Genomic DNA, 244 nt, shown 5'->3' with positions numbered 1-244 from the left:
CGCGACGAACGCGAACGCGAGTACGAGGCCGATCGACAGGATCGGGCGCGTCAGTTCCTTCAGCGTCTCGCCGAACGTGACGAGCGCGTCGCGCGGCTTCATCCGCAACAGCGCCATCGAGATCAGCGCGGTCACGAGGATCGCGCTGCCGACCGCCGACACGAGATCGATCTTCAGCACCGCGTCGAGCGCCTTCGGCGTCGCGGCGATCGGCGCGGTCTTCACGACGAGCTGGTCGAGCCCG

Annotated in this window: 1 protein-coding gene; it reads right to left on the bottom strand. The window is 68.4% G+C overall.

The features are described 5' to 3' along the window. Nucleotides 1-244 (bottom strand): L-lactate permease (locus A9Z05_RS33285; protein WP_176730280.1); only part of this gene is annotated, 244 nt, incomplete at both ends.

The organism is Burkholderia sp. A2, from assembly GCF_001729305.1.
GTDB lineage: Bacteria > Pseudomonadota > Gammaproteobacteria > Burkholderiales > Burkholderiaceae > Burkholderia > Burkholderia sola.
This window is presented reverse-complemented; position numbering and strand designations above follow the sequence as displayed.